Here is a 22,186-nt window from a genome sequence, read left to right on the forward strand (position 1 = left end):
AGAAATCGGGGGCCTTTTGTCGTTCTCACGGTGAATCGGGTGCTGGTGGCGTTCGGAACGCGGTCGTGTCAGACCAGCATGATCTCGAGCGGCGTGCGCAGACACGGCACCCGCTCGGCGTCCCGGTATGCGTCACCGCGGAGGGACTCCCCGGTGGCCAGGCGGTGGTTCGTCGACACCACGACGCGGCCGGCGGTGTTGACGATGGTGATGTCGGCACCCAGCAGCGCGAGGCGGGGCGTGAGGTCGCGCTCGACGGTGTCGATGAGCAGGTCGAGTCCGGTGACGCCGACGAAGACATCATCGATCCGCACCGGTGCGGCCACGGTGATCGTGTACTCGTCACTGCACAGGTAGTCGACATAGGGCCCCGCGATGTGGGCCTCACCGGTGAGCAGGGGAACCCGGTACCACTCGAGTTCGCTGTAGTCGATGTTGCCCTTGTTGATCGCCTGATTGGCGAGGGTCAGCCGGGCCCGCTGCGGCCCCTGCCACCAGGCGAGGTGGCTGGGGGCGTCGGCGAGGGAGTCGTAGGCGGCGATGAAGCCCGCACCGTAGACGGAGATTCCGGGCGTGTCGAGGGTTTGCCGCGCGTACGGCGCCACCAATGCGTCGAGTCGCGACGTGGTGACCGGCCCGGAGCGCCGCGCCGCGGAGATGTCGCCCGCGATGTCGAGCCGCCAGGCCTCCAGGGCGTCGAGGGCGTCAGCGAAGTACCCATCGACGGCTGCGACCGCGCGGGACGCGACCGTGGTGACTCCTGTAGTCATGGCAACCTCCTTGTTGCGAGTCGCGCCAGGGCGCTGATCCTCGGTGACTGGGATACACAGTACCGGGGGAGAGCGCCCGCAGTCACGACCGGGCCAACTCCGCCCGGTGGTCGATCAGCCGGTCCACGGCATCCATGATGGATTCGCGCACCCGGCCGGTCGCGGCAGCCGAGTCCGCGGCGGCGACGGCGTCGAGAACGGCGAGGAGCTGGTTACGGCTGCGATCCCGATCGGCCTCGGACGCGTCGACGAGCGCGAGGAACGGCGAGAATTCCGCCTGCAGGCGCATCTGCTCACGGGTGAGCCTGGCCGATTGGCTGAGCGCTGAGATCTCGAGGTGCGCGTCGTCGGCCAGCCGTCGCCACGTCAGTGGATCGTTGCCGGTGTAGCGATCGAGCCGGCCGCGGATGCGCAGGATCTCGCTCGGGTCGGCCCGCTGGGCGGCCAGGGCGACGCAGGCGCCAGTGACGGCCAGGTAGTGCGCGGCGAGGTCGCGGAGGGCGACCCGTGACATGGCGCACAGGGCCCGCGTGGCGAATTCTGCGGCATTGGCCGTTTCCGCGACGAAACTTCCGCCGCTGCGCCCGCGGCGGGTGACGACCAGGCGACGCTCGCGCAGGGAGTGGAGTGCCTCCCGAGCGGTTGCCGGAGCGACGCCGAACAGCCTGGCCAACTCGGACTCCGCCGGCAGCTTCGTGCCGGGAGCGAGGACTCCACCGGTGATCGCCTCGGCGATGCGCCGCTCCACCAGGGCCGCCCGTCCCGCGTCGCCGATGGGCTGGAACACGGCGCTCTGCAGTCGCGAGGGCTCGCCCCGTCGAGAGGGCGTCGTCGTTGATGCGGGCACGGCCTCATTCTCCCTCACACCGCCGGGGCTCCCGCGATGAATGAACCACGAGATTAAATTGCTTGCAACAAAACCTATGGAACTATAGGTTTAGTCCAACCTCTTAGACCACCGTCGTTCCAAGGAGTCATCGACCAATGCCACAGTCTGGCCGCGCACTACTGGAAGCAGCATCAGCCGCTTCGCCCACGCCCAAGGGCGTCAGCCTGCACTCCGTCACCAAAGTGTTCGGGGATGTCGTCGCCGTCGCAGAACTCAACCTGGAAGTTCACGCGGGGGAGTTCTTCTCCATGCTCGGGCCCTCCGGGTCAGGCAAGACCACGGTGCTGCGCATGATCGCCGGCTTCGAGGACGCCACGAGCGGATCGATCGAACTCGACGGCGTCGACGTCACCCGGATGGCCCCGTTCGACCGCAACGTGAACACGGTCTTCCAGGACTACGCGCTGTTCCCCCACCTGACCATCGCCGAGAACGTCGGCTACGGTCTGCGGGTGCGGAGGATGGGGAAGTCCGAAACGGCGGAACGAGTCGAGCGGGCCCTCCAGCAGGTGCGCCTCGCCCACACCGCCGACCGCCTGCCCCACCAGCTCTCCGGGGGGCAACGGCAGCGCATCGCGCTGGCCCGTGCGCTCATCCTGCAGCCCAGCGTTCTGCTGCTCGACGAGCCGCTCGGCGCTCTCGACAAGCAGCTTCGCGAAGAGATGCAGGTTGAGCTCAAGCAGATCCAGCGCGAGGTCGGCATCACCTTCATCTTCGTCACCCACGACCAGGAGGAGGCCCTCACCCTGAGCGACCGCATCGCCGTGTTCAACAACGGCTGCATCGAACAGGTCGGAACACCCAACGAGGTCTACGAGTTTCCCCAGACCGCGTTCGTGGCCGGATTCCTGGGGATCTCGAACCTCATCGCCCCTGCCCACGCCAGCGTCATCACCGGAATAGACAAGCTCATCAGCGTGCGCCCGGAGCGGGTGCGACTCGCCGATGCTGCTTCCGCCGTCGCCGCAGACGAGACCTCCGTGCTCGGCACCGTCTACGAAACCGTCTACACCGGCCCGGCCACGCGGTACATCATCGAGACCGCCGCCGGCCTCCGCCTCACCGCCGAACGCCACAACGACCACCACCCCACAGCGGCGGCCGCCTTCGGCCGCGGAGACGCCGTGCGCGCCATCTGGAAGACCGACCACGTGTCGATCGTCCCCTGAGCCGAACGACCCTCACGACACCAACCCTGCACCACGAATCACTAGGAGAGTTCCATGAAGAAGAAGTACATGCTGCTTCCCGCGATGATGGCAGCGGCAACGCTGGTGCTCGTCGGCTGCAGCGGCACCGGGGACACGGCGAACAGCGACACGTCTGCCGGCGGCCTGAACATCGACGTTCCCGACGTGCCCATGATGGACAAGCTGGGCAAGGCCGAGGGCGAGGTGAACATCGTCGCCTGGAGCGGATTCGTCGAGCCGGCATGGTCCGACCAGTTCACCGAAGAAACCGGATGCGCCGTCAACCGTCGCGTCGCCGGCACGAGCGACGAGATGGTGACGCTCATGCGCACCGGAGACTACGACCTCGTCTCAGCCTCCGGCGACGCGAGCCTGCGCCTGATCGCCGGCGGCGACGTCGCACCGATCAACATCGACCTGATCCCCAACTTCGGCGACGACACCGTCAAGGGCATGCAGGGCCAGATCTACGACACGATCAACGGCAAGAGCTACGGCGTTCCGATCGGCCGCGGTGCGAACATCCTGCAGTACAACAGCGAGGTCGTCACCGAGGCACCCACCAGCTGGGACGTCGTGTGGGAGGAAGACAGCCCCTATGCCGGCGAGATCATCGCCTATGACGCCCCGATCTACATCGCCGACGCCGCCGTCTACCTGATGACGCACGAACCCGATCTGGGCATCACCAACCCGTACGCGCTCGACCAGGAGCAGCTTGACGCCGCCATCGAGCTGCTCAAGACGCAGAACGGGATCGTCAGCGAGTACTGGGCCGACCCGGTCGCCCAGATCACCTCGTACGCCGGTGGAACGTCCGTCGTGGGCACCTCGTGGGAGATCCTGCGCAAGCTCACCGAGGACGAGAAGTTCAAGAGCGTGCTGCCCGAAGAGGGCTCGACCGGCTGGTCGGACGCCTGGATGATTTCGGCCGAGGCGAAGAACCCCAACTGCGGCTACCTGTGGATGGATTACACCAGCTCCGCCGAGGTCAACGGCGCGATCGCGATGGGCTTCGGCATGGCCCCGGCCAACGGCGCCTTCTGCGAGACCAGCGCTGAGGCCGCAGCGCACTGCGATTACTTCCACGCCACCGACGAGGAGTACTTCGAGAACGTCTGGTTCTGGACCACTCCGCTCGAGCAGTGCATCGACGGACGTACCGACGTCACCTGCACCAACTTCCAGCAGTGGACGGATGCCTGGCTCACCGTCAAGAGCTAGTCACCTTCCGGTGGGGCCCCGACCGGGGCCCCACCGGCCCCCACCCGCATCCGCAAGCACCGAAGGAATCACCGTGACCAGCACAGTGCCCCGCGTCACGCCAGCCGAGCCGGGCGGCGTCACGACACCCGGCCCGGGCCGGGTCCAGCCCGCCGGCAGCAAGCCGCTCTCGACCCGGCTGCACCGCAGTCCACGGCTTCGCCTGCTCGGGCTGCTGGCTCTGCCCCTGACCTGGCTCGTCGGCGTCTACATCTTCTCCCTCGTGATGCTCCTGATCACCGCGTTCTGGCGCACCGACCCGTTCACCTCCAAGGTCATCCCGGGTTTCACCCTCGACAACTTCGTGCGGCTGGTCGAAAACCCTGCCTACCTCTCGACCTCGCTGCGAACACTGTCGATCGCCCTGCTGGTGACGATCCTCAGCGTCGTGTTCTCCATCCCGCTGGGTATCTTCATGGCCAAGGTGGCGTCGCCCTGGCTGCGTGCTTTCCTGGCCGTCGCCATCACCCTGCCCCTCTGGGCGGGCTACCTGGTGAAGATCCTCGCCATGCGCATCACGTTCACCGAGAACGGCTTCTTCAACTCGGCCCTCGAACCCCTCGGCCTCAGCGGTCCCGGATTCAGCTACACGACCGTGGTCCTCACTCTCACCTATCTCTGGTTCCCGTACATGGCCCTGCCCGTCTACACCGCGGTGCGCCAGATCCCGGCCAACCTCTTCGACGCGTCGGCCGACCTGGGTGCGCGCAGCTGGACCACCATCCGCACCGTCGTCGTACCCCTGCTCAAGCCCGCCCTCATCGCCGGTTCGATCTTCACCTTCTCGCTCAGCCTCGGCGACTACCTTGCCGCCAAATTCGTGGGGGGCTCCACCCAGATGATCGGCAGCGTGATCGCCTCGAACATCAACCTCAACCCGCCCATCGCGGCCGCCTTCTCGGTCGTTCCCATCGTTTTCGTGCTGGTTTACCTGTTCGCCGTTCGTAAGACCGGCGCACTGGACCGGATGTAGGAGCCCGCCATGCTGAGACTCACCCGCAGCGCCAAGATCGGCCTCGGCGCCATCGTCGGCGTCGTGCTCGTGTTCATGTACATCCCCCTGTCCCTCGTCGTGCTCAACTCGTTCAACGCCGCCCGGATCGCCACGTGGCCGGTGACGGACTTCTCGCTCAATTGGTGGGTGGTCGCCTTCACCAGCGAGCCCATTCGGGCAGCCCTGCTCAATTCGATCGTCGTCGGCCTCGGTGCCACCGCGCTGGCGCTGGTGCTCGGCACGCTCACCGCGTTCGCACTGCAGCGGTACAGCTTCTTCGGCAAGCAGACCGTCAACCTGCTCGTCGTGCTCCCGATCGCATTGCCCGGAATCGTGACGGGTGTCGCCCTGAGCAACACGTACAACAACATCCTCGAACCGATCGGCATTCAGATCGGGTACTTCGGCATGATCGTGGCCCACGCCACCTTCTGCATGGTCATGGTCTTCAACAACGTGCTCGCCCGGTTGCGGCGCATGAGCCCGAACCTGCAGGAGGCCTCGATGGACCTCGGGGCCGGGCTCTGGCAGACCTTCAAGCTGATCACCTTCCCCCAATTCCGCACCGCGTTCGTGGCCGGAGGTCTGCTGGCCTTCGCCCTCAGCTTCGACGAGGTGGTGGTGACCATCTTCACGGCACCGCCGGGAGTGGACACGCTGCCGCTGTGGATCATGAATCAGATGGCCCGCCCCAACGAGGCCAGCGTCGTCAACGTGGTCGCCACCGTCATCATCCTTGCCTCGTTCATCCCCGTCTATGTGTCGCAGCGGCTCTCGCGGGCTGAAGAGGAAGACTGACCGGTCCTGGCGACGCGTCCCGGCTCACGAACCGGGCACGAGCAGGCCCGACTCGTAGGCGATGATCACCAGCTGGGCGCGATCGTGCGCGCCCAGCTTGGTCATCATGCGGTTCACATGGGTCTTGGCGGTGTGCGGGGAGATCACGAGCTCGTCGGCGATCCTGCTGTTGGCGAGGCCGCGGCCCACGAGCAGCAGGATCTCCCGCTCCCGGTCGGTGAGGAGCGCCAGCTCGGCCGGTGCCACGAGGGACGGGCGCTCGGCCGGGGCCGTGTAACGGTCGATGAGCGCCCTGGTGGCCCGTGGCGACAGCAGCGCGTCGCCGCTGTGCACGGTGCGGATGGCGTTCATCAGGTCGCGGGCCTCCGTGCCCTTTCCGACGAAGCCGCTCGCTCCGGCTCGCAGGGCCTGCAGCACGTACTCGTCCTCTTCGAAGGTGGTCAGCACGATGATCCGGGTTCCGGCCAGCGCAGGGTCGGCGCAGATGGCCGCGGTCGCCTGGATGCCGTCCATCACGGGCATCCGGATGTCCATCAGCACGATATCGGGGCGCAGTTCCCGAACCAGGGCCACGGCATCGCGCCCGTTGCCGGCCTGCCCGGCCACCGTGAAGCCCTCCTCGTGCGACACCAGTTCCGCCACGGCCGTGCGAATCAGGGACTGGTCGTCGGCGAGGACCACGGAGATCATGAGGCACCATTCGTTCGGGGTGCGGCAACGGCCGCGGCTGGGTCTGTGGCGGAGGTCGGATCGGCGGTTGGGTCTCCGCCGGTCGGCAACCAGGCGGTGAATCGGAAGACCGGGCCAGGCCCCCGGGCCGCGGTCAGGCGGCCGGCGACCGATCCCACGCGTTCACGTGCGCCGAGCAGACCGTGGCCGGAACCGTCCGCCGTGCGGCTCGACGCGCCGGCCGATCCGGCGCGTCCGGTGGTGTCCACCGTGTTGGTCACCACGATCTCCACCCCCGCCGCCTGGTAGTCCAGGTGCAGCAGCGCGGAGCGGTCGGCGCCGTGCTTGTGGGCGTTGGTCAGGGCCTCCTGCACCACGCGGAAGGCCACCATGTCGACGGCACCGGGAAGCGTCCGGGGCGTGCCGACGACCCGGTGCTCCACGCTCAGACCGCTGCGCTCGAAGTCGGTGAGCAGCGCTTCGAGGTCGGCGAGCCCGGCGACGGGCGCGGTGCCGGTGCCGGGACCACCCGCATCCGGTGCTCGCAGCACGTTGAGCAGGCTGCCGATCTCGCCCAGCACGCCGCGGGCAGCCTCCCGGATGGTCGCCAACGACTTCTCGGCGTCGTCCGGTCGGTCGGGGAGTGCCTGCGAAGCGACGCTGGAGTGCAGATTGATCACCGCGATCTGATGGGCGAGAAGGTCGTGCAGGTCGCGGGCGATGCGCAGGCGCTCCTCCGCCACGCGGCCGAGCGCCTCGGACTCCTTGGTTTCCTCGGCACGGCGGGCCCGGTCGGTGATCGACCGGATGTACGCGGCGTGCGAGCGATTCGCGTCGCCGGCGGCGGTGGCGAATCCCACGAAAGCGGCCAGCTGCAAGAGCGTGCGGATGTCGTTCCAGGGGGTGTCCAGGAAGGCCACCGTGGCCACCGACAGCAGGATCACCGTCGCGCCGGAGAAGATCAGCGAGGTGCGCCTCCCCACCCAGCGGGCCACACCGAAAACCCCGATCAGAACCGCTAACAGCTGGGTCACAATGGACCCGTCGATGGCGAGGCCGAGCACGCAGGCGACAACCGCGACGGATGCCCCCACGAGCGGCGCGCGCCGGCGCAGCAGGACTGAGCCGGCCGAGACGAGCACCAGCAGTGCGGCCCCGACGCTCGACGTCGCGGCGCCACCGAGGTCGTGGGTGGCGAAGCTCGGACCCAGCACGAACACCACCAGGATGGTGTCGCGCAGCCAAACGGGCAGCCGGGACAGCGGAGTGAAGTTGCGGTCGCCCTCCGGGACGTGGTCGCTCTGGATCGGCATGTTGTCCTCCCGCCCGAGGATCGGACTCGACACCATTCTGTCAACCGAGCCGCACGCTGTCCTCCCGCGGGCGCGGGTGCCCGGCGTACTGCGGTGGTGGTAGGCCGGCCTCCACAGCCGGTCGAACCGGGCCCGGCGCGGTACGGCCAGGTTGCCACGTAGGGGCGACGACCTGCGCCGCGTGCCCGTCGACACTGGAGGTGTGCCGCTGGACCGGTTCGACGTGAGCCGGTCCGGCCGGCACGCCAACCACCCACTCAGCCACCATCACGCAGTAACCAGGAGAACTCACCCATGTCCCTCCCCGTTCTCGCCGCTCGCGACATCCACAAGTCGTACGGCCGCGGTGCCACCCGGTTCGACGCCCTCAAGGGCGTCTCCCTCGACATTCAGCAGGGCGAATCGATCGCCATCGTCGGCAAGAGCGGGTCGGGCAAGTCCACCCTCATGCACCTGCTGGCGCTGCTCGACAACCCCAGCACCGGGTCCGTCGAGCTCAGCGGCCGCGACGCCAGCGGGCTCTCCGGCCGGGTCGTCAACCAGACCCGCAACGAGACCTTCGGTTTCGTCTTCCAGCAATTCTTCCTGACCCCCAACACGAGCGTGCTCGACAACGTGACGCTGCCGCTGCAGATCGCCGGCGTCGGGGGCGCCGAACGCAAACGCCGCGGGATGGCCGTGCTCGAGCAGCTCGACCTGGCCGACAAGGCACGCAACAAGGCCACCGACCTGTCCGGAGGCCAGAAGCAGCGTGTGGTCATCGCGCGGGCGCTGGTGAACAACCCCAGCGTCATCTTCGCCGACGAACCCACCGGAAACCTCGACTCCGCCACCGGCACGGTCGTGGAGGACATCCTGTTCTCGCTGCAGAGGGAGAAGGGCATCACCCTGATCATCGTGACGCACGACGAAGACCTCGCTGCCCGCTGCGACCGGCGGGTGTACATCCGTGACGGCCTGATCACCGACAGCCTGCACGCGGTGCCGGCCACCCCGGCCGCCGCATCGACAGTTTCGGAGGTGCGCGCATGAACGCCGTCGACCTGATCCGCTCGGCCGTCAAGAACAGCCTGCGCAGCAAGACCCGCACCATCCTCACCGTGCTCTCGATCTTCATCGGTGCCTTCACGCTGACGCTCACCAGCGGGGTCGGCACCGGCATCAACCAGTACATCGACACGACCGTGGCCTCGATCGGCGCCGACGACGTCCTGACGGTCACCAAGGCGGCCGAAGACAGCTCGGAGGGTCCAGTCGAGTACGATCCCGCAGCGGTGGCGGTCGATTCTCCGAACTCGCCGCCCGGTGCTCCCCGGTTCAGCCTCATTGCCCTGACCACGGACGACCTCGACGCGATCGGCGCCGTTGACGGCGTTCTCTCCGTGCAACCGCAGCTGAGCGTGAGCCCGGACTACGTGCAGGTCGCCGCCGGCACCGCCTATGAGGCCAATGTGGGAAGCTTCATCCCCGGCATGGCGCTGGACCTCGCGGCGGGCGCCGAGCCCGACTCGGACAGCAGCGACTACGAGGTCGCCGTGCCGGTCTCGTTCGTCACGCCCCTGGGCTTCACGGATGACGCCGACGCCCTGGGTGCCACGCTCACCCTCGCCATCACCGACGTCACGGGCACCCAATCCGAGCTGGCGGCCACCATCGTCGGCGTCTCCGAGGAAGGCCTGGCCGGATCGACGGCGTTCACGGCCAACGAGGTACTCACCGAGGCCCTCTACGACGCCCAAAGCGTCGGCCTGTCGGAGAGCAGCAAGGACAGTTATGCCCAGGCCGTGGTCCGGTTCGATCCGACCGGCGCCGAGGAGGACCTGACCACCCTGAAGGCCGGCCTGTCCGACCTGGGCTACACCGGCACCACCGTAGAGGACCAGATCGGCTCGTTCAAGGCCGTCATCGACGGCATCGTGCTGGTACTGAACGCCTTCGCCGTGATCGCTCTTCTGGCGGCCGGTTTCGGCATCGTCAACACGCTGCTGATGAGCGTGCAGGAACGCACCCGGGAGATCGGCCTGATGAAGGCGATGGGCCTGGGTGGCGGCAAGATCTTCGGCCTGTTCAGCCTGGAGGCCGTGTTCATCGGCCTGATGGGAAGCGCAATCGGTGTCGGCATCGGCATGCTGGCGGGGATGGGCGCCAATGCGGTGCTGGCCGACACGCTGCTGGCCGACCTGCCCGGGCTCACCCTGGTGGCCTTCGATCCCGCCTCGCTGGCCACGATCATCCTCGTGGTGATGGGGCTGGCGTTTCTGGCCGGTACGATCCCGGCCCTGCGCGCGGCACGGCAGGACCCGATCGAGTCGCTCCGCTACGAGTAGCCGCCGGCTCGCGGACCCGGGCCCGGGCCCGTATCCGCTGACGCGGGTGCGGGCCCCTCGCCGTTGGGAGCGAGAACGGGCCCGGGGATCGTGACGATTCGTGACGACGGCTCTGGGCATCCGTTCGCCCGACCGACAGGCTGAGGTATGGCCCTCGTGAACACCCCTCACCTCGACAGCATCCGCTCCAATCGCAGCAGCATCAAATGGACCCGGTTCCCGGCCGACGTGCTGCCCCTGTTCGTGGCCGAGATGGACTACGCCCTGGCGACCCCCATCGTGGAGGCGCTGGTGGCCCGCATCCAGGCCTCCGACGTCGGCTACCTCGACGGCCCCGGGCCGCTCGCCGCCGCCTTCGGCGAGTTCGCGGCCAGCCGGTGGGGGTGGCAGGTCGACCCCCGCCGCGTGCACATTGCAACGGATGTCAGCGTCGGCATCGTCGAGACGCTGCGCCTGGCCCTCCCTAACGGCGGTCGCGTCGTGGTGACCCCGCCGGTCTATCCGCCGTTCTTCGAGCTGGTCGAGGAGGCCGGGGCCGACGTTGTCGAGGTGCCCCTGCGCGAGGTCGACGGTGACTGGGCGCTCGACCTGGTGGGGCTGGAGGCAGCCTTCGCCGCCGGAGCCGATGTGTTCCTGCTCTGCAACCCGCACAACCCGGTCGGCATCGCTTTCGGGGCCGACACCCTCGCCGCCGTGGCCCGGATCGCCGCCCTGCACGGTGTGCTCGTCGTGAGCGACGAGGTGCACGCTCCGCTGACCCACCCCGGGGTCACGTTCACGCCCTTCGCGCCGCTCGCGGAGCGGGCCGGAGCGCGTTCGGTCTGCGTGACCTCGGCCAGCAAAGGCTGGAACCTGGCGGGAGCCAAGTGCGCGCTGATCGTCGCAGGCGATGACGTCACGGCGGCTCTTCTCGATCGACTTCCCGAGGAGGTGGCCTGTCGCACGAGCATCCTCGGCCTGCACGCCAACGTCGCCGCCTACTCGTGTACGGGCTGGCTCGACGACGCCGTCGCCCACATCGTCGCGAATGACCGACTGCTCGACGAGTTGCTCCGGGAGTCCCTGCCCGGAGTCACCTATCACCGCCCCCGCGCCGGGTACCTGGCCTGGCTCGATCTGCGCGGCCTCGGTCTGGGTGAACAGCCGGCCGCGCGCATCCTGAACGAAGCCCGGGTCGCCCTGAACGACGGGCAGACCTATGGCCGACAAGGCATCGGGTTCGCCCGCCTCAACCTGGCCTGCTCGCCCGACACGCTCCGCGAGGCCGTGCAGCGCATCACCGAGCTCGTGGCTCGCGCCGCCCGTGATTCGCTCGCGAACGTGGCCTGACCTCGGCCGCAGTCAGATCGCGGGGGATCGCGCCCTCAGGCGTGACCCGGGGCATCCGTGCCGCGGTGTACCGCGCCCAGGGCCTGTTCCAGATCAGCAATGATGTCGCGGGCGCTTTCCAGGCCGATCGACAGCCGGATGAGTCCCGGTGTGATGCCGGCGGCCAGGCGCTCGGGCTCGGTCAGTCGGCCGTGGATGGTGCTGCCGGTGTGGAGGGCCAGGGTGCGCACGTCGCCGATGTGCGTCATGTTGCTGATCAGCCGCAGCGCATCGATGAAGAGTCTCGCAGCGGGGCGCCCGGCGGCGAGGTCGAAGGAGACGACGGATCCGGAGCCCTTCGGCAGGTACTTCTTCGCCCGCTCATGGAAGGCGTTCGACGGCAACCCGGGGTAGTCGACCCCGGCGACCAGCGGATGCCGTTCGAGCCACTCCGCCACCTGCTGGGCATTGGTGACGTGGCGCTCCATGCGCAGCGACAGGGTTTCGATCCCATGCAGTAAGAGGAATGTACTCGTGGGTGGCACGGTCGGACCGTATTCGAGCACCGTGACGGTGCGGAGGTAGGCGAGGAAGGCGGCGGTGCCGAACCGGTCGACGAAGGAGGAGACTCCGGCACGCGGCGACGTGGTCAGCTGGGGGAAACGGTCGGAGTGAGCAGCCCAGTCGAAGCGCCCGCCGTCGATCACGGCCCCGCCGATCACCGCGCCGTGGCCGGCAAGCCACTTCGACGTGGAGTGGATCACGATGTCCGCACCCCATTCAATGGGCCGACAGAGGTAGGGGGTGGCCACGGTGCTGTCGACGACGAGGGGGACACCGGCCCGGTGGGCGATGGCGGCCAGGCGTTCGAGGTCGACGACCTGATTCTTGGGATTCGGGATTGTTTCCGTGAAGAGTGCGCGGGTGCGCGGGGTGACGCGCTCGGCCCAGTCCGCGTCGCTGGCGGACTCGGGGACGAACTCGACCCGCAGACCCTGGCGGGTGAGGCTGCCCAGGAACAGCTGTTTCGTGCCCTCGTAGAGGTTCTCGGTGGCGAGGATGTGGTCTCCGCTGGAGGCCAGGGCGAACAGGGTAGCGGCGATGGCGGCCTGTCCGCTGCCCACGACGATGCCGGCGACACCGCCTTCGAGGTCGGCCAGTCGGCGGCCGGCAGCCGCGTTCGTCGGGTTTTCGCTGCGGGAGTAGACGCTCGCCGCGGTGGCACCTGAGAATCGGGCCTCGGCATCGTCGAACGACGAGAAGAGGTAGCCGGCTGTCTGATAGATCGGACCGACCCGCGCACCGAAACCGGGATCGATCATCTCGCCCGCGTGGATCTGGCGGGTTTCGAAATCAAGGCACAGTTCAGGCGAGGTGGGCATGGGGGCAGGCTAGCTGAGTCGCTGACCTCCCTCTCGGATGCCCGCAACATAGCGAAACGCAGCAGTCCCGCGCCGCTGGGCACGAGCACGTCGAAAAAAGAAAGAGCGAAGAGCGAAGAGCCAAGCGCCAAGAGCCAAGAGCAGCAAAGACATCAAGGACTGCGCGTGGAGAACGTTCAAGATTGGCTTCCGGTATGCCGGGTGGCCTGGGATCGGCTTCCGGTTTGCCGGGTTGGCCCGAGGTCGGCTTCCGACGGTTTACAGAGTGGCCCTCTTACTCGGCAGTGCGATCAGGGTTTGTTCCGGGTCGACGTCGACGGGTGGCTTGAGCCAGTAGTCGTTGCCGGTGCGGATGATCGTCCAGTGCTGGTTGTGCAGGAGCAGGTGGTGCGGGTGGCAGAGGAGTATTCCGTCGGCGAGGTCGGTGTACCCGTTGTCGGCGAGCCATTCGTTGATGTGGTGCGCTTCGGTCCACGCGGGTGATCGATCGCAGTCCACCCAGCGGCAGCCGCCGTCACGCACTCCCATTGCGGCGCGTTGTGCTTCGGTGAAAAGTCGTTCGTCACGGCCGACGTTGATGATCTGGCCGGTGTCGTCGATCTGGATGCCGCGGGTTCCGGTGTCGCAGAGAAGCCGGTCGATGGTCTCCTGCGAGATCGGGACGGGGTTGCCCTCGATCTGACCGTGGGCGGCGGCTTCGCGGGTTTCGGTTGCTTCGGCGGTCTCCGGGGCGGCCGGCTGTCCCGGCTTCAGGGCCTTCTCGGTCACGATGACCCGCACCGAGGGGCGGCGGCCGCCGAAGACGCGGCCCTGGTCGGCCTCACCGGCGATCTTCAGCAGCTGGACGAGGGCGTCGGCGGCGATCTGCTCGGTGCTGCGGGGGTCATCCTGGACGCGCTTGGCCCAGGCTGCCTTCTCCTTGTCGACGAACCGCACCCCGCCGCGGCGAGGGCTGGTGATGGAGTCGAAAGTCGAGAGCACGAATTCGCCGTCTTCCGGAGCGAAGAGGCCGTGCAGGCGCACCTTGCCGTTGCCGAGCCGGTACACGCGCAGGAACCGGTCGTCGTGAGCCTGCTTCTCCCGGGCGGCGATGCCGGCCTCGTCGAGCTGGTCGCGCAGGCGCCGGGCGAGCTTGAAGACCTGGTCGACATTCAGCGACGCGGCCTCAACGAGGAGCGCCTCGAGGGCGGTGCCCAGCTTCTCGGCAGTGACCGCGGCATCGATCTGGCCGAGGCCGGAACGGATCGACTCGGCCGCATCGACCGAGAGGCTGCCGTCGGTGACGGCTCGGGCGATCGCTGCCTGCCACGGCACCTTCGCCACGAACTCCGCGACCGCGGCGGGATCCGCATCGGGCGACTCCACAGCCGCCTCGACGAGTTTCTCCGCCGCTTCGGCGTCGGCCATCATCGTGCCGACTGCGACGAGCTTGTACGCCTCGTTCTTGGTCGAGCCGGTCGAGTTCTGGATCAGTGCCTCGGGCGAAAGAAAGCCCTGCTGCGCGGCCAGACCCGAATGGCCGAGCTCGGGCCGAGAGCGGCGGGCGATGGTTGCCGCCATCCAGGCGGAGCGGGTGTCGAGCAGACGGCGGGCGGCCGCGATCTGCCTCTGACCGGCCAGCACCTCGGCGTCGGGCAGGGCCTCATAGTCGGCGCAGGAGGAGCCCAGGCGGGCGACGGCATCCGTTGCCTGCCTGAGGTCATCTGCGGTGGTGGTCATGGTTTGAGGTTATCAGGAATAGTACGCGTAGTCGAGAGTCTGTCACATATTAGTGAGCTAGTTTTCGAAGTCGTGTTCTAAATGATCAGGGTCGGCATGCCGGGTCTCGACAAGCTCGACCACCGGGAGTGGGGCTCGACCACCGGGTCTCGACAGGCTCGACCACCGGGAGTGGGGCTCGACCACCGGGTCTCGACGGGCTCGACCACCGGGGGTGGGGCTCGACCACCGGGTCTCGACGGGCTCGACCACCGGGTCTCGACGGGCTCGACCACCGGGGGTGGGACTCGACGGGTGGGCCGGAGGGCGGGAATATGCAGGTGTGAGGGGCGAAACCTCTCGTCAGCGCGAAATCGGGCTGATATCTTTATTTTGACGCCCCCGTCGGTGGCCGGTCTGGGGGGACGACATGCTGAAGACTCGTGTGTGTGCGCCGCGAATCCGGGCAACGACCCTCGCGCAGCCGTCGGTGCCGCCCCAACGGATGCCCGCCGCGCGGTGCCCGCACTTCTCCAGTCATTCGTCTGACTCAGGCGCGTCCGAAAGGCACGATCATCATGGAACCGACACACCGCCGCGACCGGTTCTCTCCGAGGAGGTCCGGCGATGAATGAGACGGATGCTCTCGTCGGCGCGCTCGGGGTCATGCTTCTGCTCAGCAGCGTGGCATCCATCGCGGTCTACGTTGTCACGGCCCTTGGGCTGTCCCGGATGTTCGGCAAGGCCGACCTCGAGGGCTGGAGGGCCTGGGTCCCGGTGCTCAATACGATCACTTTCCTGCAACTGGGCGGCTACCCGGCGCTCTGGGTCATTGCTCTGCTCATCCCCGGGGTGAACATCGTCGGCGCGGTCATCCTGTGCCTCGCCCTCAACAACATCAACCGTGGGTTCGGCCGGAGCGGCGGTTTCACCGTTCTCGGGATTCTGGTATCCCCGGTCTGGGTCCTGATCCTCGGCTTCGGGAAGGCCACCTGGAACCCGGCTGCCGCGGGGGCTGCGCCGCTCACCGGTCGCGCGTCGGACGTCGCCGCGGCCCCGAACCCGGCGCCGGGATCGTCAGCGGTCGCCGGCTCTCCGGTCGTCGTGCCCGCCTTTGTTCCTCCCGCGTTCGTTCCTCCGGCGTTCGTTCCTCCGGCGTTCGTTCCTCCCGCGTTCGTTCCTCCGGCCACACCGCCGGCGCCGTCAGCCGCGGCCAGCTGGGACCGTCCCGCGGAGGACGCCCGGGCTGGTTCGTCTCCGACCACGGCGGCCTTCGCGCCCGTTCCGCCGGTGCCGTTCTCTGCTCCGACCAGCCGACCGGCACCCGTGCAGGTTGCAGTCCCCGTCGCATGGGCGACGGGGACAGCCTCCGCGCCAGCCGGCGTTCCGGGAGCCACGGTCAGCGCCCCGGCCGCCGCCGAAGCCGCCGGGCCGGTTGCGTGGACCGCACCGCCCGTCGTCGGCATGCAGCCCCTGCCGCCCGCGCAATCGGTGGGTGACACGCCGGTGAGCGAGGCTCCCCCAACGACGACGTCGGCGCCCCCGGGCCCAGTGGCCAGCGGCGCGGCCGGAGCGGTGCCTGCCCCTGTCGCGCATCCCTTCGCGGCAGCATCCACTGGTCTGGCGGCTCAGGCCCCCGCGCAGGCTGCTGCCCCGACAGCTCCCGGCCTCGACTCCGACCCCGGAATCGAGGAAACGGTGATCTCCCCACGCCGACACCCGATGTGGCACCTGGACTTCAGCACGGGTGGAACCACCGCTCTGACCGAGACCGTCATCCTCCTCGGCCGAGCACCGGTGCGAGACCACACGAGCCCCGCCGCCCAGCTGGTGTCGCTGAACGACCCGGCCCGCACCGTCTCGAAAACGCATGCCCGGCTGGAAAACGTGGACGGACGCTGGTTCATCACCGACCTGGCATCCACCAACGGCGTCTGCGTCACCTCTCCCGCCGGTGAGGAAACCGAAATCAGCACGGGAACACCCACCGTGATCGAGCAGTCCTTCCTGCTCGGCGACTATGGCATCAGCCTCCGGACGGGCGCGCGATGACCGCATCACTCGACCGGTCTCCGGTTGCCGGTCGCAGGCGGATGCTCCGTGGCCACCAGACCCGTGGAGAGCAGGCCCGTGGATAGCAGGCCGGGCGTCGATGGGGGCCTGCAGATCGAGCACGACGGTATCGTGTACGACCTCGACCCGACCTGCTCGTTCACTATCGGGCGCGAGGGCGACCTGGCCATCGAATCGAACAAGTACCTGCACCGGCGGTTCCTGTGCCTCGAGGTGGAGGCCGGCGTGTGGTGGATCTCCAACGTCGGGCAGCATATGAGCGTGAGCCTCTCCGCCGGCGATGGCTCTTTCCAAGCCCGGCTGGGCCCGGGAACGCGGGTTCCGATTGTCTTCTCGCACACCCTGCTGCAGTTCACGGCCGGGCCGACCAGCTACGACGTGCTGGTCAGCAACCCCTCCGCGACCTTCCAGTACCGGTCGACCGATAGGGCGACCGCCGTCGGCGAGGACACCGTCGGCAACGTTCGCCTCACGGCGTCGCAGAAACTCCTGTTGGTCGCTCTCTGCGAACCTCTTCTGCGGGAACGTGACTCCGGGGTGAGCGGCATTCCGACCTCTGCGGTCGCGGCGCAACGCCTCGGCTGGCCGGTCACGACGTTCAACCGCAAACTCGACAACGTCTGCGACCGGCTGGACCGGTTCGGAATCCAGGGGCTGCGCGGCGGTGTCGGAAACCTCGCCTCCAACCGCAAAGCCCGGCTCGTCGAGCACGCCCTCCTCGTGCAGCTCGTCACGGTCGACGACCTGGACCTTCTCGACGTTCTTCTCACCGGCTCCACCGATCAAACCGGCTCCACCGATCAAACCGGCTCCACCGATCACCCCGGCGTGCCCGAAAGGATCATCGCACCATGAGGCTCAAACTCACCCTGCTTCGTCCCGGCGGCACAAGCGACGACATCCTCGTCACGGCTGAACCGAATGCGACCCTCGGCGACATCGCCCGCGCCATCGCCGAGAAGGATCCGCAGCGCCCCGCCGGAGCGGTGCCGCTCGACCCCGAAACCGAGTCGGGCGGCACCGCGCAGACGTTGCGCATCCACCGGCCCGGTGCCGCGGAGGCCGAGCTCCTCTCCCCGTCACGCGTGATCGGTGAGGCCCACATCGGGTCCGGCCTGGCGGTCTCCGTGGCCGACCTCGACGCCTCGCGCGGCCAGATCGCCTTCGGCGACGTCGATCTCGTCGCCGACCTGCGCGTCATCTCCGGGCCGGCGCAGGGCGAGGCCTTCCTCGTCGCTTCGGGAAGCCTCATCATCGGCCGCGACTCCAGCTGCGACATCGTGCTGCACGACAGCATGGTGTCGAAGCGCCATGCCCGGATCGAAGTCGAACCGGGCATGGTCACCTTCGTCGACCTCAACTCCGCGAACGGGCTGACCGTCGACGGCGGCATCGTCGCCCGGGTGAGTTTCGTGGCCGGTGGTCGCCTCACCCTCGGCGAGAGCGTGATCGAGGTCGTCACGGTGGGCAAACCCAAAACGGATGCCGGCCCGCGCGAGCGCGTCGGCGCGCCCCGGGCGTTCAACCGGTCACCGCGCCGGGAGGAACGTTTCCCCGGGCTCGAGCTGACCGCACCGGCCTCCCCGGTCGAGGAATTCGGTCAGGGGCTGCCCTGGCTGGTCCTGATCGCCCCGCTCCTGATCGGTGTCGTGCTCTACGTGGTGACCCAGAGCATCCTCTCGGTGGTCTTCGTCGCGCTGTCCCCGATCCTGTTGCTCGGCAACTACTTCAACTCGAAATCCGAGCGCAGGCGCAAGCTGAAGCGCGCCATCGCGCGTTTTCGAACCCAGTTCGCCGACCTCGAGGCCACGCTTCTCGACGGCGAAGAGAACGAGCGTCGGGTGCGGTTGCAGGAGACGCCCGACCTCGCCGACGTCGTGCGCGGGGCCCAGGGCCGCGAACGGATGCTGTGGGTGCGGCGCCCGGAGCACTGGTCCTTCCTGACGTTGCGGCTGGGCATCGGCCGGCTGCCGTCGCGGTCGCAGGTCGAGCGGCGCTCCGCGAACGACGCGTCGCTGCCCGAGTACGACGCGATGGTCGACGAGCTCGTCGACCGGTTCGAATACATCGACGGCGTGCCGGCGATCGAGAGCCTGCCGATCGCGGGCGGACTGGGCGTCGCCGGCTCGCGCGACGAGTCGATCGGCTACGCCTCGTCGCTGATCGTGCAGGCGACAGCCCTGCACTCGCCGGCCGAGCTCGTCGTGACCGCGCTGATCGACCCGCGCGTGACCGTCGACCTGGACTGGATCAAATGGCTTCCGCACGCGACCAGCGCGCAGAGCCCGGTGGCGGCCTGGCCGCTCGCCGACAGCGTGCCGGCCGGCCTGCGGCTGCTCTCGGCCCTGGAGGAGATCGTGCAGGCCCGGTCCAGCACCCAGGCCGGCGTCACCGGGGCGACCCTGCACGCCATCGACTTCGAGGACTCCACCAGCGGCATCGCCAAGACGTCAGGTCTGGGCCGGGACAAGGACACTCCGGTGCCGCTGCCGGTCATCCTCGTCGTGGTCGCCGGTGACGTCCCCGCCGACCGCGGACGCCTGATCCAGTTGCTGGAGCGCGGAGCCGACGTGGGGGTCTACCCGATCTGGGTGGCACCCACGGCCGCGGACCTCCCCGGCATCTGCCGTACCTTCGTCGAGGTCGATGCGACCGGCACCCGGGCCACCGTGAGCTACGTGCGCGAGGGAGTCTGCCTCACCGACGTGGCCGTGCAGGTCATCGACCCCGCGCACGCGGCGCAATTCGCCCGTTCGCTCGCCCCGGTCACCGACAGCGGCTCCTATTCTGCCGACGAGAGTGACCTGCCGCGGGCTGTGTCGTTCGTGCAGATTCTCGGCGACGAACTCGCGCACACCCCCGGCGCCGTGGTGGACCGGTGGCTGCAGAACGAATCGATGCACGACCGCACGACGCATCTGCCACCCTTCACCGCCCGGCGCAACGTCGGCACGCTTCGTGCCCTGATCGGGCAGGGCAGCCCCGACGCGATGCACCTGGACCTGCGCACGCAGGGCCCGCACGCCCTGGTCGGCGGCACCACCGGATCCGGCAAGAGCGAGTTCCTGCAGGCGTGGGTGCTGGGCATGGCCGCCGAATACAGCCCCGACCGGGTCACCTTCCTCTTCATCGACTACAAGGGCGGCAGCGCGTTCGCCGAGTGCGTGCACCTCCCGCACTGCGTCGGGCTCGTCACCGACCTCAGCCCGCACCTGGTGCGTCGGGCGCTGACCAGCCTGCGCGCCGAGATCCACTTCCGGGAGCGCCTCTTCAATAAGAAGGGCGTCAAGGACCTGATCGAACTCGAGAAGCAGGGTGACCCGGAGTGCCCGCCGGCGCTCGTGCTGGTCATCGACGAGTTCGCGGCCCTCGCCGGCGAGGTGCCGGAGTTCGTCGACGGCGTCGTCGACATCGGCCAGCGCGGCCGTTCCCTCGGTATCCACCTGATCATGGCCACCCAGCGCCCGGCCGGCGTCATCAAAGACAACCTCCGCGCCAACACGAACCTGCGCGTCGCCCTCCGCATGGCCGATGACGCCGACAGCACGGATGTGATCGGGTCCAGCATCGCCGCGGGTTTCGACCCGAGCCTCCCGGGCCGGGCCGTCGTCAAGATGGGTCCCGGGCGACTCACGCCCTTCCAGTCCGGCTATGCCGGCGGTTGGACCGCGGGAGTTCAGCCGCGGGCGCGGATCGACGTGACCGACCTCGGCTTCGGCCAGGCCCGGGTCTGGGAGAGCCCGGCCGGAAGCACCGAAACCGAGGCCGATGAAACCGGTCCGAACGACAGTGCCCGGCTCGTGGCGAACATCGCCGCCGCCTTCGAGGCGGCAAGCCTCCCCGCGCCGCGCAAACCATGGCTCGACGAGCTGGCACCCGTGTACGACCTCGCCAAGCTGCATCAGCGCACCGATTCCGCACTGCTGCTGGGCGTCGCCGACGACCCCGCGAACCAGAAGCAGCACCCGATCTACTTCCGTCCCGACACGGACGGCAACGTGGCGATCTACGGCGCCGGGGCATCCGGAAAGACCGTGGCCCTGCGCACGCTCGCCGCGGCGGCCGGGGTCACTCCCCAGGGTGGGCCCGTCGTCGTCTACGCCCTCGACTTCACGGCCGGCGGCCTGCGGGTCCTGGAGGAGCTGCCGCACGTGGGATCGGTGATCGACGGCGACGACTCCGAGCGCATCGTGCGCCTGTTCGGCATGCTGCGCGCCATCGCGGACGAGCGCATCGAGCGGTACGCCCGGGCACGGGCGAGCACCATCACCGAATACCGGGCGCTCACCGGCGAGACCGAGGAGCAGCGCATCCTGCTGCTGGTGGACGGCATGGCCGCCTTCCGGCAGGACTACGAGTACACCGGCGCGGCGAACATCTTCACCGCCTTCCAGCAGCTCCTCTCGGACGGCCGCCAGGTGGGCATCCACGCGGCGGTGACGGCCGACCGCCCCGGGTCGGTGTCGCCGGCGGTCGCGGCATCCATTCAGCGACGGGTGGTCCTGCGGCTTGCCGACGACAACGACTACGCCATGCTCGATGTGGGAACGGATGTGCTCACGGCGGCTTCCCCGCCCGGCCGGGCCGTGATCGACGGGCTCGTCACCCAGATCGCAGTGCTCGGCGGCACGCCCAATGTGGCTCTGCAGGCCAAGGCGATCGAGCAACTCGCCAAGACACTCCGCTACGGCGGCCGGGTCACGGCCGTTCCCATCGAACGGCTCACGGACTCGGTGCTGCTGTCCGACCTCGGCTATTCGGTGCCGAACCGGATTCCACTCGGTATCAGCGACGAGACGCTGAAGCCCGTGGGCATCGAGCCGTCGGGGGTGTTCATGATCTCCGGGCCGCCGTCGAGCGGGCGCACCTCGCTGCTCCTCGCACTGTTGGCGAGCGTGGCCTCGGCCGCTCCCCACAGCCGGTGCGTCTATTTCGGCAACGCCCGATCACCGCTGGCCCAGCTGGGCAACTGGTTCCGCACGGCGACGACGACGGAGGCCTCGATCGCCCTCGCACGCGACCTGCTCGCCGCTGTCAGCGAGCCGCAGACGGCGGGGAACTCCTACACGATCGTGATCGAGTCGATGTCGGACTACCTCGGCACCGGGGTCGACACCGAACTCATCCCGCTGATCAAGGCCGCGCGGCGCAACAGCCACTTCGTGATCGCCGAATCGGAGACGAGCACCTGGACCCAGTCCTGGCCGCTCACCAACGAGTTGCGCAGCGGCCGCCGCGGGTTCGCGCTGCAGCCCGACCAGCACGAGGGTGACCTGCTCTTCAAGACATCGTTCCCCCGGGTCAAGCGCAACGAATTCCCGCCCGGGCGAGGCTGGTTCGTGGAGGCCGGGCGGGTGCGCAAGGTGCAGACCGCGCAGGCGGATTAGCGCGGTGACCGTTCTGGGGAGTTCTCCCCATCGCGCGGCACGGCCGCGGCTCGCTAGTGTGAGGTTGTAGCAACGACAGATCCTGTTTTGTGGGGGGTCTCCAAGAAGAGAGAGAAAGGTCTGAT

The 22,186-nt window shown here is 68.5% G+C and carries 16 protein-coding genes; 10 read left to right on the forward strand and 6 right to left on the reverse strand.

Annotated elements, in window-relative coordinates; genetic code table 11:
• Positions 1-68 precede the first annotated feature (68 nt).
• Positions 69-770 (reverse strand): cache domain-containing protein, encoded by a 702-nt coding sequence (locus AC0J5J_RS10435; RefSeq protein ID WP_474897883.1) that lies wholly within the window; start codon positions 768-770, stop codon positions 69-71.
• An 82-nt stretch (positions 771-852) separates the two neighbouring features.
• Positions 853-1,617, reverse strand: coding sequence for a FadR/GntR family transcriptional regulator (locus tag AC0J5J_RS10440; protein WP_474897884.1), 765 nt, complete (start codon positions 1,615-1,617; stop codon positions 853-855).
• Between the two features lie 137 nt (positions 1,618-1,754).
• Between AC0J5J_RS10440 and AC0J5J_RS10445 the strand changes: the two genes are divergently transcribed.
• The 4 genes from AC0J5J_RS10445 to AC0J5J_RS10460 all read left to right on the forward strand — a co-directional run bounded on the left by AC0J5J_RS10445 (position 1,755) and on the right by AC0J5J_RS10460 (position 5,904).
• Positions 1,755-2,828 carry an ABC transporter ATP-binding protein gene (locus tag AC0J5J_RS10445; protein WP_134424588.1) on the forward strand — a complete coding sequence of 358 codons (1,074 nt, stop codon included), beginning with the start codon at positions 1,755-1,757 and terminating at the stop codon, positions 2,826-2,828.
• A 54-nt stretch (positions 2,829-2,882) separates the two neighbouring features.
• Positions 2,883-4,073, forward strand: coding sequence for an extracellular solute-binding protein (locus AC0J5J_RS10450; RefSeq protein WP_134424587.1), 1,191 nt, complete (start codon positions 2,883-2,885; stop codon positions 4,071-4,073).
• 73 nt (positions 4,074-4,146) lie between these two features.
• A complete protein-coding gene (locus tag AC0J5J_RS10455; protein ID WP_241972728.1) occupies positions 4,147-5,085 on the forward strand; it encodes an ABC transporter permease in 939 nt (312 codons plus the stop codon).
• 9 nt (positions 5,086-5,094) lie between these two features.
• Positions 5,095-5,904 carry an ABC transporter permease gene (locus AC0J5J_RS10460; protein WP_134424585.1) on the forward strand — a complete coding sequence of 270 codons (810 nt, stop codon included), beginning with the start codon at positions 5,095-5,097 and terminating at the stop codon, positions 5,902-5,904.
• A 24-nt stretch (positions 5,905-5,928) separates the two neighbouring features.
• Here AC0J5J_RS10460 and AC0J5J_RS10465 read toward each other — a convergent pair whose 3' ends face one another.
• Positions 5,929-6,594: a response regulator transcription factor gene (locus AC0J5J_RS10465; protein WP_474897885.1), complete on the reverse strand. Its 666-nt coding sequence runs from the start codon at positions 6,592-6,594 to the stop codon at positions 5,929-5,931.
• Positions 6,591-7,886 carry a sensor histidine kinase gene (locus AC0J5J_RS10470; RefSeq protein WP_474897886.1) on the reverse strand — a complete coding sequence of 432 codons (1,296 nt, stop codon included), beginning with the start codon at positions 7,884-7,886 and terminating at the stop codon, positions 6,591-6,593. The genes AC0J5J_RS10465 and AC0J5J_RS10470 overlap by 4 nt, the downstream gene beginning before the upstream one ends.
• Positions 7,887-8,180: 294 nt before the next feature.
• Here AC0J5J_RS10470 and AC0J5J_RS10475 point away from each other — a divergent pair, with 294 nt between their 5' ends.
• From AC0J5J_RS10475 to AC0J5J_RS10485, 3 genes are all read left to right on the forward strand, one after another.
• Positions 8,181-8,918 carry an ABC transporter ATP-binding protein gene (locus tag AC0J5J_RS10475; RefSeq protein ID WP_134424582.1) on the forward strand — a complete coding sequence of 246 codons (738 nt, stop codon included), beginning with the start codon at positions 8,181-8,183 and terminating at the stop codon, positions 8,916-8,918.
• Positions 8,915-10,213: an ABC transporter permease gene (locus AC0J5J_RS10480; RefSeq protein ID WP_134424581.1), complete on the forward strand. Its 1,299-nt coding sequence runs from the start codon at positions 8,915-8,917 to the stop codon at positions 10,211-10,213. Before AC0J5J_RS10475 ends, AC0J5J_RS10480 begins: the two co-directional genes overlap by 4 nt.
• Before the next feature lie 147 nt (positions 10,214-10,360).
• Complete coding sequence (locus tag AC0J5J_RS10485) at positions 10,361-11,542, forward strand: MalY/PatB family protein (protein ID WP_474897888.1); 1,182 nt, start codon at positions 10,361-10,363, stop codon at positions 11,540-11,542.
• A gap of 35 nt (positions 11,543-11,577) precedes the next feature.
• Here the strand turns inward: AC0J5J_RS10485 and AC0J5J_RS10490 are convergent, their stop codons facing one another.
• Both AC0J5J_RS10490 and AC0J5J_RS10495 read right to left on the reverse strand, forming a co-directional pair.
• Positions 11,578-12,903, reverse strand: coding sequence for an O-acetylhomoserine aminocarboxypropyltransferase/cysteine synthase family protein (locus AC0J5J_RS10490; protein WP_474897890.1), 1,326 nt, complete (start codon positions 12,901-12,903; stop codon positions 11,578-11,580).
• 258 nt (positions 12,904-13,161) lie between these two features.
• Positions 13,162-14,622 carry a DUF222 domain-containing protein gene (locus tag AC0J5J_RS10495; protein WP_474897892.1) on the reverse strand — a complete coding sequence of 487 codons (1,461 nt, stop codon included), beginning with the start codon at positions 14,620-14,622 and terminating at the stop codon, positions 13,162-13,164.
• A gap of 606 nt (positions 14,623-15,228) precedes the next feature.
• Here AC0J5J_RS10495 and AC0J5J_RS10500 point away from each other — a divergent pair.
• The 3 genes from AC0J5J_RS10500 to AC0J5J_RS10510 all read left to right on the forward strand — a co-directional run bounded on the left by AC0J5J_RS10500 (position 15,229) and on the right by AC0J5J_RS10510 (position 22,061).
• Positions 15,229-16,653 carry a DUF5684 domain-containing protein gene (locus tag AC0J5J_RS10500; RefSeq protein ID WP_474897894.1) on the forward strand — a complete coding sequence of 475 codons (1,425 nt, stop codon included), beginning with the start codon at positions 15,229-15,231 and terminating at the stop codon, positions 16,651-16,653.
• A 78-nt stretch (positions 16,654-16,731) separates the two neighbouring features.
• Positions 16,732-17,529 carry a hypothetical protein gene (locus AC0J5J_RS10505; protein ID WP_474897896.1) on the forward strand — a complete coding sequence of 266 codons (798 nt, stop codon included), beginning with the start codon at positions 16,732-16,734 and terminating at the stop codon, positions 17,527-17,529.
• The gene (locus AC0J5J_RS10510) at positions 17,526-22,061 is read left to right on the forward strand and encodes an FtsK/SpoIIIE domain-containing protein (RefSeq protein WP_474897898.1); all 4,536 of its coding nucleotides are present in this window, start codon (positions 17,526-17,528) and stop codon (positions 22,059-22,061) included. The genes AC0J5J_RS10505 and AC0J5J_RS10510 overlap by 4 nt, the downstream gene beginning before the upstream one ends.
• The last annotated feature ends 125 nt before the right edge of the window (positions 22,062-22,186 follow it).

The sequence above is a fragment of the Cryobacterium sp. TS_SC_7 genome, assembly GCF_056156285.1.

Bases quoted from the DNA above. Each gene is read 5' to 3' on its own strand.
- AC0J5J_RS10485 (WP_474897888.1), top strand. From the start codon at position 10,361: ATGGCCCTCGTGAACACCCCTCACCTCGACAGCATCCGCTCCAATCGC.
- AC0J5J_RS10480 (WP_134424581.1), top strand. From the start codon at position 8,915: ATGAACGCCGTCGACCTGATCCGCTCGGCCGTCAAGAACAGCCTGCGC.
- AC0J5J_RS10445 (WP_134424588.1), top strand. From the start codon at position 1,755: ATGCCACAGTCTGGCCGCGCACTACTGGAAGCAGCATCAGCCGCTTCG.
- AC0J5J_RS10435 (WP_474897883.1), bottom strand. From the start codon at position 770: ATGACTACAGGAGTCACCACGGTCGCGTCCCGCGCGGTCGCAGCCGTC.
- AC0J5J_RS10495 (WP_474897892.1), bottom strand. From the start codon at position 14,622: ATGACCACCACCGCAGATGACCTCAGGCAGGCAACGGATGCCGTCGCC.
- AC0J5J_RS10450 (WP_134424587.1), top strand. From the start codon at position 2,883: ATGAAGAAGAAGTACATGCTGCTTCCCGCGATGATGGCAGCGGCAACG.
- AC0J5J_RS10510 (WP_474897898.1), top strand. From the start codon at position 17,526: ATGAGGCTCAAACTCACCCTGCTTCGTCCCGGCGGCACAAGCGACGAC.
- AC0J5J_RS10490 (WP_474897890.1), bottom strand. From the start codon at position 12,903: ATGCCCACCTCGCCTGAACTGTGCCTTGATTTCGAAACCCGCCAGATC.
- AC0J5J_RS10475 (WP_134424582.1), top strand. From the start codon at position 8,181: ATGTCCCTCCCCGTTCTCGCCGCTCGCGACATCCACAAGTCGTACGGC.
- AC0J5J_RS10465 (WP_474897885.1), bottom strand. From the start codon at position 6,594: ATGATCTCCGTGGTCCTCGCCGACGACCAGTCCCTGATTCGCACGGCC.
- AC0J5J_RS10500 (WP_474897894.1), top strand. From the start codon at position 15,229: ATGAATGAGACGGATGCTCTCGTCGGCGCGCTCGGGGTCATGCTTCTG.
- AC0J5J_RS10470 (WP_474897886.1), bottom strand. From the start codon at position 7,886: ATGCCGATCCAGAGCGACCACGTCCCGGAGGGCGACCGCAACTTCACT.
- AC0J5J_RS10460 (WP_134424585.1), top strand. From the start codon at position 5,095: ATGCTGAGACTCACCCGCAGCGCCAAGATCGGCCTCGGCGCCATCGTC.